At 34.0% G+C, this 15,746-nt stretch carries 14 protein-coding genes; 5 read left to right on the top strand and 9 right to left on the bottom strand.

Going from position 1 to position 15,746, the window contains the following annotated elements; translation table 11 throughout:
• Positions 1-77: 77 nt before the first annotated feature.
• The 8 genes from HNS40_RS15655 to serC all read right to left on the bottom strand — a co-directional run bounded on the left by HNS40_RS15655 (position 78) and on the right by serC (position 9,095).
• Positions 78-1,889: an ABC transporter substrate-binding protein gene (locus HNS40_RS15655; protein WP_172282513.1), complete on the bottom strand. Its 1,812-nt coding sequence runs from the start codon at positions 1,887-1,889 to the stop codon at positions 78-80.
• Positions 1,890-1,952: 63 nt separating this feature from the next.
• Positions 1,953-3,308 carry a PAS domain-containing sensor histidine kinase gene (locus HNS40_RS15650; protein ID WP_172282510.1) on the bottom strand — a complete coding sequence of 452 codons (1,356 nt, stop codon included), beginning with the start codon at positions 3,306-3,308 and terminating at the stop codon, positions 1,953-1,955.
• The gene (locus tag HNS40_RS15645; RefSeq protein WP_371742950.1) at positions 3,305-4,627 is read right to left on the bottom strand and encodes a PAS domain S-box protein; all 1,323 of its coding nucleotides are present in this window, start codon (positions 4,625-4,627) and stop codon (positions 3,305-3,307) included. The genes HNS40_RS15650 and HNS40_RS15645 overlap by 4 nt, the downstream gene beginning before the upstream one ends.
• A gap of 87 nt (positions 4,628-4,714) precedes the next feature.
• Positions 4,715-4,900 (bottom strand): hypothetical protein, encoded by a 186-nt coding sequence (locus HNS40_RS15640; RefSeq protein WP_172282506.1) that lies wholly within the window; start codon positions 4,898-4,900, stop codon positions 4,715-4,717.
• 184 nt (positions 4,901-5,084) lie between these two features.
• Positions 5,085-6,335: a DUF1015 domain-containing protein gene (locus HNS40_RS15635; RefSeq protein ID WP_172282503.1), complete on the bottom strand. Its 1,251-nt coding sequence runs from the start codon at positions 6,333-6,335 to the stop codon at positions 5,085-5,087.
• 85 nt (positions 6,336-6,420) lie between these two features.
• Entirely contained in the window at positions 6,421-6,861 is a 441-nt protein-coding gene (locus HNS40_RS15630) for a four helix bundle protein (protein WP_172282501.1), read from the bottom strand.
• A 93-nt stretch (positions 6,862-6,954) separates the two neighbouring features.
• Entirely contained in the window at positions 6,955-7,875 is a 921-nt protein-coding gene (locus HNS40_RS15625) for an NAD(P)-dependent oxidoreductase (protein WP_172282499.1), read from the bottom strand.
• A 149-nt stretch (positions 7,876-8,024) separates the two neighbouring features.
• A complete protein-coding gene (gene serC / locus HNS40_RS15620) occupies positions 8,025-9,095 on the bottom strand; it encodes a 3-phosphoserine/phosphohydroxythreonine transaminase (protein ID WP_172282496.1) in 1,071 nt (356 codons plus the stop codon).
• 170 nt (positions 9,096-9,265) lie between these two features.
• Between serC and HNS40_RS15615 the strand changes: the two genes are divergently transcribed.
• The 5 genes from HNS40_RS15615 (at position 9,266) to HNS40_RS15595 (ending at position 14,653) form a co-directional block, all read left to right on the top strand.
• On the top strand, positions 9,266-10,021 hold the full coding sequence (locus tag HNS40_RS15615; RefSeq protein WP_216664182.1) for a hypothetical protein: 756 nt from the start codon (positions 9,266-9,268) through the stop codon (positions 10,019-10,021).
• Between the two features lie 142 nt (positions 10,022-10,163).
• The gene (locus HNS40_RS15610) at positions 10,164-10,859 is read left to right on the top strand and encodes a hypothetical protein (protein ID WP_172282492.1); all 696 of its coding nucleotides are present in this window, start codon (positions 10,164-10,166) and stop codon (positions 10,857-10,859) included.
• A gap of 92 nt (positions 10,860-10,951) precedes the next feature.
• Positions 10,952-12,223, top strand: a complete 1,272-nt coding sequence (locus tag HNS40_RS15605) for a mechanosensitive ion channel family protein (RefSeq protein ID WP_172282490.1) — start codon at positions 10,952-10,954, stop codon at positions 12,221-12,223.
• A gap of 239 nt (positions 12,224-12,462) precedes the next feature.
• Positions 12,463-13,938 carry a DUF5687 family protein gene (locus HNS40_RS15600; protein ID WP_172282488.1) on the top strand — a complete coding sequence of 492 codons (1,476 nt, stop codon included), beginning with the start codon at positions 12,463-12,465 and terminating at the stop codon, positions 13,936-13,938.
• Positions 13,910-14,653: an ABC transporter ATP-binding protein gene (locus tag HNS40_RS15595; RefSeq protein WP_371742949.1), complete on the top strand. Its 744-nt coding sequence runs from the start codon at positions 13,910-13,912 to the stop codon at positions 14,651-14,653. The genes HNS40_RS15600 and HNS40_RS15595 overlap by 29 nt, the downstream gene beginning before the upstream one ends.
• Before the next feature lie 6 nt (positions 14,654-14,659).
• Here the strand turns inward: HNS40_RS15595 and HNS40_RS15590 are convergent, their stop codons facing one another.
• Positions 14,660-15,484, bottom strand: a complete 825-nt coding sequence (locus HNS40_RS15590; protein ID WP_172282486.1) for a 3'-5' exonuclease — start codon at positions 15,482-15,484, stop codon at positions 14,660-14,662.
• Positions 15,485-15,746 lie beyond the last annotated feature (262 nt).

The following is a 15,746-nucleotide window of genomic DNA, read 5'->3' as shown; positions in this document are numbered from 1 at the left end:
TGGTGTTGATTTTCAGAAAATTGCACATGAGTTAATCAACAATAGTGAAAATTTTCTGTTTTTTAGAGAAAAAGAACCTATTCTAATTCAGCTTGATAAGGCAGTCTGATTTGGTGCGAAACTTCAGTAAATAATAATAGGTTAGATTGAATGATTTCAGAAATACTATTTTCTTTTGGATGAAAAGAGATGTCATTTTTTTGGGATAAAGACCACATTAAGAGGTTTTCCAATAATTCAAAAGTATTTTTTGATGTTTCTTTCAGTCTAAGTAAAATTTCTTGCTGTTCCTCTTGAGGAATGTTTTCATCCTCATTAACTAATAATTCTAATAAGGAATCGAGAGTTCCAAGAGGACCTCTTAAGTCATGAGCAATAATGGAGAATAGCTGATCTTTATCTTGGTTGGCAATGATTAATTTGTCCTCAAGTTCTTTGCTATCAGTAATGTCCATTATGGCAGAGAATAGTGCTGGGTGACCATCGAAGGAAATGAAGTTTGAGGATATTAGAGACCAGAATTCTTTTCCTCCAGCCGTTTTTAATTTAAATTCTGTATTCTTTACAAAGCCATGTTTATTCAATTGGCTTATTAGTTGATTCCTCTTTTCTGGTTCTACATATAACATCGATGACGGCTTTTTCAGTGCTAAATGGGATGTGATTTCAAATTTTTCACAAGCTCGAGGATTTAAATATAGAATTTTATTGTCTTCTGAGGAGGATATAATAATCGGGAATGGGGCGTTCTCAGCTAAATTGCGATACCTTTCCTCTAAACCAGAGATGAGCTTTTCTTTTTGCTTTCTATTTTCACTTTCATCTTTCAATTTTTTTGAAAGAGAATAGAATCTAATGGCAATAAAAGAAATGATTATTGTAAAAGAGATAATGATTCCAAATATGATATATGCTTTTTTATTACTTGGTTGTGGATTTCTTTCATAAATTAAACCCTCCATTGAAAATTCTCGAGGTAACATTCCCAATTCAGAATATATTTCCCCAATTCTTCTCCATCGATCTTTATTGATATAACCAATCTCTATCACATTGGGCATAATTAATCTATTGGTTTGTTGTGCTTCATACTCAAGGTGTGCTTTACTGTGACGGGTACTATAATGTTCGAGAATGATATTGATGAGGGCATCTTGGTTTTTTAGGGCATAATCCCAACCTTTTAAAGATGCTTCTAAAAATGCTTTTACTCTTTGTGGATGGTTTTGGATCTCATCATCAGTTGTAAATAAGTTATCCCCATAAAAATCTATTCCACTTGCTCTGGGATTGAATATATTGTATTCCACTCCGGATTCAATCAAAAGAAAAGGTTCATCGGTGGAATATGCCGACATGGCGTCAGCCTCTTGGTTGATGAGTGATTGTGGTGAAAATGTATGATTAATAAAAGACAAATCATCTAAAGGAATTTGCTCCATAGCTAGATAAGCCAAAAGCTCGGCTGTTTGATTTTCGAGCATGATAGTTTTCCCTGCCAAATCATGGATATTATCATTTCCATCTTTTTTAAGGCTTAAAAATATATGTGGCGAATGTTGAAAAATATTAGCTAATAGAACCACTGGAAATCCTGAGTTTCTTGCTAAAATGATGTCTGAAGAGGCTATTCCATATTGTGCCTCACCATTTAATACAGAAGAAATAGGCTCGTCATCATGTTCGGCTTCAATGATCTCAACAAATAAGCCATTATTTTTATAATAACCTTTTTCAATGGCTGCATAGTATCCTGCAAACTGGAATTGGTGTTTCCATTTTAATTTAAGTTGTATGCTGTCTAGTGTTTGAATAGGAGCAGAAAAAGCACCTAAATTACTTACTAGAAGTAAAAGGGTCAGAAACCATATTTTTGTATTTGCTTTCATACTTATTTGCCTTGTTTATTTTCACTCTATTAAGCTTTTTAAGCGGTATAGAGTATTAGGGGTTTATTTCAAAATAGGTATATTAAAATAAAATACAGACCCTACTCCAAGAGTAGAATCAACCCAAATACTACCTCCTAACATTTCTGCATAAGCTTTACAAATAGCTAATCCCAATCCCGATCCTTCAAAAGCTCGAGCATCTAGAACATCAACTTGTTCGAATCTTTGAAATATGGCTTCAATTCTATTTTTAGGAATCCCTATTCCTTCATCTTTTACATAAAACTCTAAAAACTGTTGTTCTTTATAGCAGCCTATTTCAATCTCTCCTACGTCAGAATATTTTATGGCGTTTTTTATCAGATTAGTCAATATGGAATGGAGTTTATGTTTATCGGTTTGAATGATGTTTACATCTTCAGGGACTTGGTATAGCCATTCTAACTTGAGTCCTTTGTTTTCGACTTCTGGTTTAAAGAAACTATAAAGGACATCCATTTCATCATTAATATTTACTTCAGATTTGACTGTAAGCATTTGTCCTGTTTCTATTTTCGATATATCAATAAGATCATTAACGGTATCCAACATTCTGTCACCACTTCTCTTTATAATATCGATATACATCTTTTGCTCATCGCCAGTTAAATCTGGCTCTTTTAATAACTCCGTAAAACCTAAGATACCATTCATTGGGGTCCTAATCTCATGGCTCATATTGGCCAAAAATGAAGATTTCAAACGGTCAGACTCCTCCGCTTTTTCTTTTGCCTTTATAAGCTCTTTTTGGTTTTGGATTTCTTTTGTAATATCCTTTATTACAATTAAAAAACGGTTCTCAATGGGTACCATATAAAACTCACAAGTTTTCTTCTTTCTATTTTTAGTGTAGATATGCCATTTTTGCATTTCTATGTCCGATTTGGTATCAATTGCTTTTTGAATAGCTAGGTTCATAGATTCTTGAACATAAAGTCTGTATTCAAGGTTTGGGTAGGCTAATTCCCACCATTTCTGTGCTGAAGGTAGGTCTTTTATAGTGTATCCAAATATCTGAATGAATTTGTCGTTGACATACTCTACTTTTTCGTTAAAATCGGTTATCACCATTGGAATAGGTGATTTTTTAATGAACAATTCAAGGTTCGATTGGTTATTGTCAGCTTCTTGCTTGGCTAATTTAAGTTCAAGATTTTGAGTGATTAGTTTCTCTTCGTTTTCCTTTAATAATTCTTCGGCTTGTTTTAAATTTGTTATGTCCAATAAGGAAGTTACACTATTAGTGCTGTCAGGTATCATATCCACCACAACGAGTATATTCTTTATGTTTTTATGGTGATCTACAAAACGAAATTCATATTGAGATTGTGCTTTGTTTTTAGCATTTCTTCTTAGATGGTGTTGGTTTTGCATCATTTCTGAATCTTCAGAATGCACAAAATCAGACCATTTTTTTTATTGATAATTTCAATTAAGGGAAGCCCGGAAAGTACTGAGAATTTTGTGTTGGCAAGTGTTATGACACCTTCGTTATTGATAATGCAAGTTGCGGTTCCCGTATTTTCAAAAACAGTTCTGTAAATTTCTTCACTCACTTCTAAAGTCTTTTGAAGTTCATGCTTTTCAGTTACATCTCTAACGGCAGCTATTCTAACTTTTTCTCCGTTATGCCTAACGTCTTTGGCTTCTATTTCGGCAAGAAAAAAAGTTCCATCCTTTTTCTTTATTGTTATGGTATATGGGTTTACTTGTTTTTGCTTTATTTTGGAGTAGACTAACTTCTTGTCTTGTTCATATGGAATATAATTAGATATCAGTTTTCCTACAGATTCATTAGCATTATATCCGAGCATTTTATAAAAAGATTCATTGGCATCTATTATAACTCCATCTTTGTGAACTAATATGCCCTCAAAGGTTGATTTAGCAAGAAACTTATATTTTTCCTCACTCTCATAAATAGCTTTTTCATGAAGTTTTTCTTTCGAGAGGTCTCTAACTATGGCTTGTATGATGGTTTTGTCTTCGGTTATGATATTTGATAAAGTAACAACAACAGGAAATACCTCACCATTATCTCTAATATGTTCCCATTCAAATTGAGTGAAACCCTCTTTCAAGGCGATATCGATGTTTTTTAAAGCTTTCTCTTTGGAATCAGAACCATCCTTTTGCTTTTTTGGTGAGATTTCCCAAGGGTTTTTATTTAAAAAATCATTTAGATTATTTAATCCAAACATTTTCAAAATCGCCATATTCCCTGAGCTAAACCTCATTGTTTCTACATCAATAGTCATGATGGCATCCTTAGAGGAGTTGAAAAGTGTACGGTATAAGTTTTCACTGTCTTTTAATGCCGTTTGTGATTTTCTCGTTTCACTAATATCTCTTATGGTTACGTAGTATAGGTTTGAGTTGAAGTTTAATCCCGATGAAATGGAAAGAGTTTTATTTTTATATGGAATTTCGTATTCAGCAACATTCTGGCCGAGAAACATCCTTTTTAGATTATTCAGTAATGCTCCAAGAGACTGAACAGAACCAAACTTTTTCGCTAACACAAATCCGCTTTTGCCAATGACTTGTTCTCTAGTCAAGTCTGTAATTTCTAAAAATGCAGGGTTTAGTTCTATTACTCTGAGATTTTTATTCACGATTAAAACACCATCTTTAGTACCTTTTAAAAGGCTTTTAAATTCAGTATTTTTTTCTAAAGATTTTGGTTCAAAGGTGATGAGTAAATAAGTTTTGCCGGCTTCTTTTAAATTTTTGACAATAAGTTTTCCAAAGCATGAGGGTTTGTTAGGACGATGTAGTTCTGTTTAATCGAGGGTTTGTGGCTTTATATGTTTATGGTCTATGAATTTGGACATCTTCATAGTGCTCAGTTCCTTTTCGTTCATTTGCATGAATGTTAAGGCTTCAATACTAGCTTGTTTGATAAGTAGACTGTCACTTTCTACAAGAAAAGCAGGAATAGGTAATACTTTGATGATGGCAGATTCCATAGTTATATAGTTCAGAGTATTGCCCTATAGGTTTTTATTTACCTAGTAGTTACGGGCTGATAAATCTTTTAACTCAAATATACGAAATATTATTGGAAGTTTTTATTGGTCATTCTACTTGATAAATACAAAAAAAGCCACCCTTATAAAAAGAACGGCTTCTGATATAATATTTCGAATGATCTTATTTCAATTCATGAATCACCAATCCACTTCTGAGTTTTGGCTCAAACCAAGTTGTTTTTGGAGGCATGATATTATTAGTATCAGCAATATCGATTAATTGTTTCATGCTTACGGCATAAAGTGCAAAAGCAACTTCGTGATCACCACTGTCTACTCTTTTGCTCAACTCACCGAGTCCTCTAATTCCACCAACGAAATCGATTCTCTTACTGGTACGAAGGTCTTCAATTCCTAATAGTTTGTCTAAAACTAAATTGGAAAGGATAGTTACATCAAGGACGCCAATGGGGTCGTTATCATCATAAGTTCCTTCTTTGGCGGTCATGCTATACCATTTGCCATCTAAATACATGCTGAATTCATGTAATTTTGCAGGCTTATAAATTTCTGCACCTTCCTCTTTTACTTCGAAGTTCTCAGCTAATAATTTTAAGAAATCATCTTTGCTGTGACCATTTAAATCTTTAACCACGCGGTTATAATCAATAATTTTTAATTGATTATCTGGGAAATGAACAGCTAAGAAATAGTTGAATTCTTCTTCTCCTGTATAATCAGGATATGCTTTTCTTTTCTCAGCACCCACTAAAGCAGCAGCAGCTGTTCGGTGGTGACCATCAGCAACATAAGTAAAAGGAACTTTAGTAGAGAAAAGCTCTTCTAGTTTAGTATTGATTGCATCGTCAGTAATAGCCCAGAAATGGTGCCCAAAACCATCTTCAGCAGTGAAATCATAATCTGCTTCCTGATTTTTAACGATATCTGCTACGATAGTATCAATTTCTTCTACCGCTGGATAAGCAAAGAATACGGGCTCAATATTGGCTTCATTAATACGAACGTGAATCATTCTATCTTCTTCCTTGTCCGGACGAGTTAATTCGTGTTTCTTGATGATTCCATTTAAATAATCATCAACTGAAGCAGCGCCAACGATACCATATTGTGTACGCCCTTCCATGGTTTGCGCATATATATAGTATAATGGTTTGTCATCTTGAACCAGCCAGCCGTTTTCTTTAAATTTAGAATAATTCTCTACTGCTTTGTCATAAACTTCATCAGCATGAACATCGATACCTTCTGGGCAATCAATCTCACTCCTGGTGATGTGTAATAATGAGTATGGATTACCATCTGCCATTTGAGCAGCTTCTTGTGAGTTCATCACATCGTATGGTAAACTTGCTAATTGCTGAGCAATATCTTTTGTTGGGCGAAAGCCCTTGAATGGTTTAATAGTAGCCATTATAATTTATTTTTCAAGTTTTTAAATTACTATTCTTAATCTATTAGAGACTAAAAACAGGAGCATATCAGCTCACTTATTTTATTTAATAATCATTGGAGCTGTTCCCAGCTTCATAATTTCTAGCACTGGAAGAATGATGTTCTCTTTCTCTTTGTAAACTACCAATGAGTGCACCAATCATTTTGGTTAATTCCATCAAATGATTGCGGCTATTCTGCTCTTCATCTTCTGTAAAATATCCCGATTTATATGCAACAGCAGTATAGACAACGCAGCGTCGGATTGATGTTTTTGCATCTTTCAGGCAGTTTACAAAATGTGTTTTGTTTCTTGAGGAGCCTTCCGAAATTTTAGATGGTATTTCTAAAGAATCGATGATAAAGCTCTTCACCAAAGGATTAGATTCGGCATGAGGAAACATCTCTGTATTGATCTGAACCCAAGTATAATAATCTAAAGCCTTTTGATAGACACGAAGGTCTTCAAAGCGAAAGAATGATGGGGTAAAATCCTGATTTTCCATAATAGATATTTTAGTATTAGTGTATTTCAGTTGGTTTAGAAATGATTTTGTATTTCCCTTCTCTCCTAAATCTTCTCAGTGCTGATTATTAAATTAATTTACTTTGAAAGTGATATCACCATTCTCAATAAACGCTACAATTTGGTTAGCCCCAGCTACACCAGCATTAATATTGGCCTCTGCAGTTTGAGCACCCATTTTTTTAGGCGTAAAGAAGAATCTTCCTTCATACTTGGCTTCAAAATCTGCCTTGCAATCAGGAGCGATATCTGAAATATAAGTAAAATCAGCTCTTTCTTCCATAAGCTTCAATAACTCTTCCTCATGAATCACCTCTTTACGAGCAGTGTTCACAAGAGTGGCGCCTTCTGGCATGCTATTTAATAGCTCAAAGTTAATTGATTTTTTAGTCTTGTCATTGGCAGGAATATGAAGACTGATATATTGACACTCCGCATATAATTGCTCCATAGTATCAACAGCAATGACACCATCTTTTTCAATATCTACTTTATTTACAAATGGATCGAAAGCTTTCACAGTCATTCCAAATCCTTTAGCAATTTTAGCTACATATCTACCAACATTACCATAAGCATGGATACCAATAGTTTTGCCTTTTAACTCTGTTCCAGCTTTGCCGTTATATTGACCTCTAGCTTGAAAAACCATCATTCCTAATGCCAATTCAGCTACTGCATTTGAATTTTGACCAGGAGTGTTCATGGCCACAATGTTATTAGCAGTTGCAGCTGCCAAGTCAATATTGTCATATCCAGCACCAGCTCTAATAATGATTTTTAGGTTTTTGGCAGCGTCTAAAACTTCTTTGGTAGCTTTATCACTACGGATAATCATAGCATCAGCAGTTTTAGCTGCTTCAATTAATGCTTCCTGACCTTCATATTTTTCTAATAAAGCGAATTCGTATCCGGCTTTAATAACAACATCTTTAATTTGAGAAACAGCTGCAGGTGCAAAAGGTTTCTCAGTAGCAACTAATACTTTTGTCATAATGTATAATTTAAATTGAAACTGTCCTAAAAGTAAGTAAATTGATTTGTCAATGCTTTTTGCTTGCTTCATGCAAGAAATAACAACGAAAATTAATTTCGCTGAGTCTTCTTAATAAACTAACTTCAAGGACAGTTTGCAAATATTTATTAATGATTTTTTTCGAATTCAGCCATGACTTCTATAAGAGCTTTTACGCTTTCTTTTGGAAGTGCATTATAAGTAGAGGCTCTAAATCCACCAACATCACGGTGTCCTTTTAGGCCCATCATTCCTTTAGAGGTAGCTAAAGCAAGGAATTCTTTTTCAAACTCTTCGTAACCATCATTCATCACAAAGCAAATATTCATTAAAGAGCGATCTTCTTTATTTGGAACTGTTGATTTGAAACATTTGTTACGATCAATTTCATCATATAACCAACCTGCTTTTTCGATATTTATTTTTTCCATTCCTTCAACACCACCTTGTGCTTTTAACCAGCGTAAAGTTTGTAATGCGCTAAAGATAGGAAGTACTGGAGGCGTATTGAACATAGAATCTTTATCAATATGAGTTTGGTAGTTCATCATTGTTGGGATAGGACGGTCAACTTTACCTAAGATATCATTCTTAATGATAACGAAAGTAACACCAGAAGGGGCTAAGTTTTTCTGTGCACCACCATAGATCATATCGTATTTGCTCACATCGATCGGACGGCTAAAAATATCAGAAGACATATCAGCAATTAAAGGAACATTTACATCTAAATCTTCTCTAATTTCTGTACCATAAATGGTATTATTGGTTGTGATATGGAAATAATCAGCATCAGCAGGAATTTCATATCCTCTAGGAATATAGTTGAAGTTTTTATCTTTAGAACTAGCTACTTCAACAACCTCCCCAAATAATTTCGCTTCTTTAAGCGCTTTTGATGCCCAAGCTCCAGTGTTTAAATAAGCAGCTTTCTTATTTAATAAGTTATATGCTACCATTAAAAACTGAGTACTTGCGCCTCCACCTACGAATAACACTGAGTAGCCTTCAGGAATTTTCAATAATTCTTTAAAAAGATTCTGTGCTTCTTCAACAACAGCAATAAATTCTTTACTACGGTGAGAAATTTCTAAAACAGAAAGTCCTGTGTCTGAAAAATTTTGAATTCCCTTAATGGTCTCGTCAATAGTGTATTGAGGCAGGATTGATGGGCCTGCAAAAAAATTATGCTTCTTCATTTCTGTATGTTTTAATTGTTTATTCCTAATTATTTGCTACTTAAGTAGTCTATTGCAAATTTGACTCAAAAATAAGCTTTATCATTAATTAAATAATAAAATTGATGTTTTTTTTATTGATTCAAAATAACTAGTTTTGAATACTCGTAATTGGAGATTTAAGTGGGCTTATGGTGATACGATTTATAAAAAGGGTATTAGCAATATTTATTTTATTTGGTTTTGCTTCATGCGGCGGTGGGAAAATGGCTGCAGAGAACAAAGCCCTTATGACAAGAGTGACAGAGTTGGAGCATAGAATTTATGAGCTTACTGAGTCACCAGATCACATAGGGGAGTCTGTTTTGAAGGATGCAGAAATGCTGATGAACATCCCATATAAAGAGAATCTTGACTTAGCTTCAGATATGTTGACTACCTTTTTAAAAACCTATCCCAATAATATTCATGGCTATAAAATGGAGCTAAAGCTACAGCAAATCAACGATATGTATGATAAAACGGAGGGCTTGGTTTCCGGCATTTATGTTCCAGACAGCTTTAAAAAGGATAAAAATAAAGTAGATGACAGTACACCCAAAATTCAAGTTAGTGTTCAAATTGTTGAAACGAGTTTGGGTTTTGTAAATGTAGAAATGAAAGTGCAGAATATTAGTGATCAGGCTTTGGCTAATATTTGGATAAAGGCTACCATGGTTAACTCGCAAGGAGAAAGTTACGGTATCACCCAAGACTTCTTTTTCAACCGCTTGAGTCCCTATGATTATAAAACAGAAGTCTTAAGTTGGGAATATGTAAAAGCAGATCATATAGCTGGAATTACTCTGTCCCAATTAAGATATAGTCTTAACCGTCAAACTCGTTTGCTCAAAAAGGAAGAATGCAAGATAGGGCAGGGGAATGTTAAAATTTTCTTAGAATTTTAGTTGCTAACCGAAATGTTTTTTATTCTGAACTAATTTCATTATTTTTGGAAAGAATGTTGATTAGTACCTATTTAGTATCGCAATAAATATTGGACTAAGCATCCATTTACCTGAATTTTACACCTAAAAACAAATGAAAACTATGCAAGAACAAAAAATAATCATCGAAACTGTGGGCACAGTGATGAAAAAAGAAGATTTGGTGTTTTTTGAGAACCCTAAAAATATTTTGGCATTTGAAACAGCCCATGCCTATCCCGGATATAATGGTATTGTTCCACAAAACTATAACCCTAATTCAATATTCTTAATCACTAAGGAACAATATCTAACGGAGGAGGTTTTTATTCACAGTCAGAACATTCGAAAAAGTGTAGAGTTTAAATTTAGCTCAGCTATAGCTTATGTGGAATACCAAAACAAGAAATACCCTGCCATTAGAATTAAAGATTTAAAAAACTATAGCTTCATACCGGAGTTGATAAGTGCCTATGTGGAATCTGGCATTGAGTTCGCCAAAAAGAAAAGCGTGAGTCCTTTCACTACTCTTATTCAAGTGAAAAAAGAGTTTTGTTTAGATCCAATAGAAAATGATTGCTATAAAGATAATTTCGATGCGAATATGTCTTATTTCGAAATACCAAACCATATGACTTGGGAACCATTTGAAAAGATCATTACTGACATGAAATATAATAATTCTGGGATGAATTATGATGCGGCTCTTTCTTTATTTTACAGAGCGAGCAAAGTGGTATTTGCTGTTCGTATTTTTAAGGAAGGTCTTACCAAAGAAGAATTATTTGGTCTTAAAGAACAGTTTTATAAGAGGTTGTAATTGAGACTTAAAATGCAATGATATCAAAGCAATTCTATATGGATTGCTTTTTTTTATGACATTTCATTAGCTTTGCAAAAAAATGACCCATTATGTTGTATTCTTTCTATGATTATTTCGATCCGTATTTAGCAAAATTCTATTCTTATTTGGGATTCTCCGATGAGACTAGTGAGGTTTATGCCAATTATAGTGAACTATTGATAGCCTTTGTTCTATCAGTGATTTTCTTTTATTTGGTTCGCTTTTTATTGAGAGTGGTATTGATTAAAGCCATCAGTAAAACTAAAAACCAATGGGATGATTTATTATTGAATCATAAGGTATTACATAAAGCCAGTTATTTGGCACCAGGTATTATCATGGATTATTCGGTAGACCATATATTAGCCAATCTTCCAGGTTTGCTTTCTGTGGTTAATTTAATGCTGGATATTTATTTTGCAATAGTAAGCGCCATGATCATTAACTCCATTATTGGAGTATTGGCACATATTGTAACTTTCCTTTCCAAGAATAAAAGATTGCCTATTAAAGGGATTTCTCAGGTCTTGAAAATTATAGTTTATATCATCACCACCATTGTTATCATTTCCTTTCTTTTGGGTAAAGAACCAGGAGCTATATTAGCTGGTTTGGGAGCGGCTTCTGCCATCATCATATTAATTTTTAAAGATGCCATCCTAGGTTTTGTGGGTGGAATTCAGCTCTCAGCTTTAGATATGGTAAAAGAAGGGGACTGGATTAGTCTGCCTAAGCATAATGCCGATGGAACTGTAATTGATATTTCGCTCACCACCGTTAAAGTTCAAAATTGGGATAAAACCATTTCTACCGTTCCTACTTATTCTTTGGTTTCTGAGTCGGTGAAAAATTGGCGAGGAATGGAGGAGTCTGGTGGAAGAAGAATTAAGCGTTCCATTAATATTGACATGACGACTGTGAAGTTTTGTGATCAAGAAATGATAGACAAGTTTAAAACTTATGACTATTTGGCTGATTATGTGGATAGCACAGAGAAGCAGTTGAAGGAGTATAACACGAAAGCCAAAATTAATTCTGGAGTTAAAGTAAATGGGCGCCGCCAGACCAACCTTGGTGTATTTAGAGCATATTTAGTACGCTATCTTAGAAATAAACCTGAGATTCATAATGATATGACTTTTATCGTGCGTCAGCTAGATCCTTCGGAAAAAGGTATTCCTATGGAAATCTATGTGTTTAGTCGCATACAATCTTGGGTAGAGTATGAAGCCATACAATCAGATATCTTTGATCATATTTTAGCAGCCATCCCAGAATTCGACCTTAGAGTTTTCCAAGAGCCTACAGGTTCTGATTTTAGAGGAGTCTTTAAAAATTAGAATTGATTATTATTCTTAAAACTAAGTTTATTTGTGGTTTTAGTGCTATGGTATCTGCTAATAATACATCGCTTCTATTTTGAACTACAAATAGAGGAGGGCTAATAAGAATCTATCCAAACTGTTGGTATTACAAGTGATTCAGGTAAAAAGAGTAAATCGAGAACCCTAAAAATAAAATTTGATTTCAATCAATTTTTTATAGCTTTGTTTAAACATTAACAAAGAAATATCAGCTTATGTTCAAGTGGTTTATTCTTCATCAATGGAAGTCGGCACGCCGCAGCAGTATTTGGCAAAAGAACCTAGGGTTAAACATCTTTATTGGTTTTTTATTAGTCATTTTGCTTTCCTATATTGTTATCTTAGGTATTTTCTTAGATCAGATTTTACTCGAAGTAGTAAAAGACAAAGACCCCGAAGCAGTGGCGAGTGGAGGTTTAATATATTACTTCCTGATTGTTTTTGTGATGCGGTTTTTTATGCAAACCATTCCTGCGATGCAAGCCATACCCTATTTGCATTTGCCCGTGAAACGCAGCTCCTTAGCTTCTTATCTCACCCTGTCTTCTATGACTAACTTTTTCAACTGGATGCCAGTTCTGATTTTCTTGCCCTTTACTTTAAAATGGGTGGCCGAATTTCATGGCATGCCCTCCGCTATGATTTGGTTTTTTGGAATACTATTTTTCGAATGGGCCTTGAATTTTAAGCTGATTTGGTTGAAAAGAAAAAGTACGGGGAAGCCTTGGTTAGGTTTTGTTTTAATAGCAATAATTACCAGTTTGTTCCTTCTCGATAACTATGATATTTTTTCTATCTCCAATATAAGTGAGTGGTTTTTTATGGGGCTTTTAGTTCAGCCTTTATATATCATTGTTCCTGTTGTGGCTCTTCTTTTCTGGTATTTTTATAATATCTTTTTTATTAAAAGCATTATATATGTGGAGGATCTTTCACAAAAAGAAAAATCTGATCATAGCTTAAGCGATTCTTTTGTAAAGCTTAAAGAATTTGGAGTAGTAGGGGAGTTGGTATTAAAAGAAGTTCGTTTATTATTTAGAAATAAACGCTCCAGAACGGTTCTATTCCTTATCCCCATGTTTTTATTATATGGTTTGATATTTTATCCCAATGAGATTTATAATACAAAATCGGGTTGGTTGGTGTTTGTGGGTTTATTTATCACGGGAGGTTTTTTAATGGCTTACGGACAGTATATTATGGCATGGGAAAGTGCGCATTTCGATTTCATATTGAGCTCTAAAACCAGCTTTTATGATTATTTTAAAGCCAAGTATTATTTAATGGTGATAGTTTCTGTGGTATTATATTTCTTCACCATCCCCTATATTTATTTCGGAATGGAGATTTTCTATTTAAATATCGCCGCACTTATTTATAATATTGGCGTGAATGCGCTATTGCTGCTATATACGGCTTCGTATAATAAAAAGCGAATGGATTTAAGCAAAGGAGCTATGATGAACTATCAAGGCGTGGGCATCAATAATTTTCTGATTGTTCTTCCCTTATTAATTATCCCCATGCTTATTTATGCGCCCATTAAAGCCTTTTTTGGATACGAAGTAGGCGTTATGTTTTTGAGTCTACTTGGAATTCTAGGAATGATTTTCCATAAATATTTTATCAACTTAGCTGTAAAACATTTCCAAGAGAAAAGATATGGAATTGCAGAAGGTTATCGTCAATAATTTAAAAATACAAGTGATGTTGAATATTAAACAAATATCAAAAGAATATAGTGGTGAAACTGTTTTAAACATTCCACAATTAGAAATTAAAAAAGGGGAGAGCTTTGGCTTAGTTGGTAATAATGGAGCAGGTAAAACTACCCTTTTTAGATTAATCCTCGATTTAATCAAAGCGCATACAGGCGAAATTTATTCCAAAGATACTAGTGTGGCAGGTTCTGAACATTGGAAAGCTTATACTGGTTCCTATTTAGATGAGGGTTTTCTTATCGATTTCCTTACTGCTGAAGAGTATTTTGAGTTTGTGGGTGCTATCAATGGATTGAGCAAAGGAGATATTGAAGATTTCATGAAGGGTTTTGAACCATTTTTCGATGGGGAAGTTTTAGGCAAAAAGAAGTATATCAGGGATTTCTCCAAAGGAAATCAGAAAAAGATAGGCATCACCGCAGCTATTATGACACAGCCGGAAGTTTTGATTCTAGATGAGCCTTTTTCTAATTTGGACCCTAGTACTCAAATCCGTTTGAAAAAGCTTTTACGTAGTATGCAAGAAGACCAGAAAGTAACTATGCTCATTTCTAGTCACGATTTAAACCACGTGACCGAAGTATGTGATAGAATAGTAGTTTTAGATAAAGGAGAACTGGTTCATGATATTAAAACCAGTGAATCTACTTTGAAAGATTTAGAGTCTTATTTTTCGGTGGAGTAGGAGTTGTTAAGACAACTTCATATTCCCTTGACTAGCGCTTTTGAGCTTTAGTTTAGTAATGACTTTCTTGGTGTATTCTGGGAATTGACCGCGCATCATCCAATCATAATAGCTAGGTTCTGTTTTGAATACCTCTGCTACTAATCTGCCTTTATGTTTTCCGAAATTGATGATTTCTTCGTCATTATCATTTAGAACAATATGGCCTATTAAATCCACATTTCTATTCACAGTGGAGAATTCGCTTAAGGCTTTCACATTGTTTACTACAGGAGTGCTTACATTTCCTTTTTTATCGGTGAATTCTACTCCTTCGTACTTGTCGAGCATGGCTTCCATAATCTCAAAAGTTGCAATGGTATCTGCTTCGGCACTATGTGCATTTATAAGTTCTTTTTCACAATAGAATTTATAGGCAGCCACCAATGTTCTTTGTTCCATTTTATGGAAGACATTTTGAACGTCCACCAAATATCTGTTCTCTACATCGAAGTCAACACCGGCACGCAGAAATTCTTCAGCTAGAAGAGGAATGTCAAATCTATTGGAGTTATAACCAGCCAAATCACAGTTTTTGAGGAATGCATCTAGGCTTTTGGCTAAAGCTTTAAAGTTAGGTTCATCTTTTACATCTTCATCATAAATACCATGAATCTCTGATGTTTCAACAGGGATGGGCATCTCAGGATTTACTCTTCGGGTTTTAATTTCCTTTTTTCCGTCGGGATGAATCTTTACGATACTGATTTCTACTATTCTATCAGTTGCCACTTTTATTCCTGTGGTTTCTAAATCTAAAAAGGCTATTGGTCTTTTTAATTTCAACTCCATTGTGCTATTTTTTTTGGCAAAGTTAGTGAATAATACCCATTGTATAACACCAGCTCTAAGCCATTTTATCTGCGATTACTACAAATTACAAACTAACTTGTCTTTAATATTTTTCAGAAATTCAGTATGTTTTTTAGCTATCATGTTATTATAAACTTAACTTTATAGACAATAGTGAGATTAACTAATCAGTGATGAATTTCTTCATTACACAGCATTCTATGCGATGATTTTTTTTACTGTTCGATTTTATTATTGATTT

This window comes from Lentimicrobium sp. S6, from assembly GCF_013166635.1.
Taxonomy (GTDB): domain Bacteria; phylum Bacteroidota; class Bacteroidia; order Bacteroidales; family UBA12170; genus UBA12170.
This window is presented reverse-complemented; position numbering and strand designations above follow the sequence as displayed.

Bases quoted from the DNA above. Each gene is read 5' to 3' on its own strand.
- HNS40_RS15655 (WP_172282513.1), bottom strand. From the start codon at position 1,889: ATGAAAGCAAATACAAAAATATGGTTTCTGACCCTTTTACTTCTAGTA.
- HNS40_RS15650 (WP_172282510.1), bottom strand. From the start codon at position 3,308: ATGATGCAAAACCAACACCATCTAAGAAGAAATGCTAAAAACAAAGCA.
- HNS40_RS15640 (WP_172282506.1), bottom strand. From the start codon at position 4,900: ATGGAATCTGCCATCATCAAAGTATTACCTATTCCTGCTTTTCTTGTA.
- HNS40_RS15635 (WP_172282503.1), bottom strand. From the start codon at position 6,335: ATGGCTACTATTAAACCATTCAAGGGCTTTCGCCCAACAAAAGATATT.
- HNS40_RS15630 (WP_172282501.1), bottom strand. From the start codon at position 6,861: ATGGAAAATCAGGATTTTACCCCATCATTCTTTCGCTTTGAAGACCTT.
- HNS40_RS15625 (WP_172282499.1), bottom strand. From the start codon at position 7,875: ATGACAAAAGTATTAGTTGCTACTGAGAAACCTTTTGCACCTGCAGCT.
- serC (WP_172282496.1), bottom strand. From the start codon at position 9,095: ATGAAGAAGCATAATTTTTTTGCAGGCCCATCAATCCTGCCTCAATAC.
- HNS40_RS15615 (WP_216664182.1), top strand. From the start codon at position 9,266: ATGGTGATACGATTTATAAAAAGGGTATTAGCAATATTTATTTTATTT.
- HNS40_RS15610 (WP_172282492.1), top strand. From the start codon at position 10,164: ATGCAAGAACAAAAAATAATCATCGAAACTGTGGGCACAGTGATGAAA.
- HNS40_RS15605 (WP_172282490.1), top strand. From the start codon at position 10,952: ATGTTGTATTCTTTCTATGATTATTTCGATCCGTATTTAGCAAAATTC.
- HNS40_RS15600 (WP_172282488.1), top strand. From the start codon at position 12,463: ATGTTCAAGTGGTTTATTCTTCATCAATGGAAGTCGGCACGCCGCAGC.
- HNS40_RS15595 (WP_371742949.1), top strand. From the start codon at position 13,910: ATGGAATTGCAGAAGGTTATCGTCAATAATTTAAAAATACAAGTGATG.
- HNS40_RS15590 (WP_172282486.1), bottom strand. From the start codon at position 15,484: ATGGAGTTGAAATTAAAAAGACCAATAGCCTTTTTAGATTTAGAAACC.